Raw genomic sequence first — 277 nt, forward strand, 5'->3', positions numbered from 1 at the left:
ATATCATGTGCAAGATAATAATCATTAGTCGCATTGATCTCTGCTTCAAAGTTCATACCACGTTTACCAAATTTTACTGCCGATTTAGATTTTACCATATTCGGAGTACTTTTCGCAGCGTTATGCACCACTTTTTTCTCTGTTTGTTTTCCTGAAAAATTTTTTCTTTGTTTATTTAATCCTTGAGGATATTTTAGCATTTGTGTTTTTCCATATATTAAATTGTTACTTCTATTGTATAATGTAATTAGAGCAAATTATTTGTCTTTTGGATTAT

At 28.9% G+C, this 277-nt stretch carries 1 protein-coding gene; it reads right to left on the minus strand.

The window, feature by feature from the left end; genetic code table 11:
* The coding region (locus ETC27_RS17940) for a hypothetical protein (RefSeq protein WP_205742773.1) at nt 1-200 on the minus strand (200 nt) is incomplete at its 3' end.
* Between the last annotated feature and the right edge of the window lie 77 nt (nt 201-277).

It is taken from the genome of Onishia niordana, assembly GCF_004798965.1.
Lineage (GTDB): Bacteria > Pseudomonadota > Gammaproteobacteria > Pseudomonadales > Halomonadaceae > Onishia > Onishia niordana.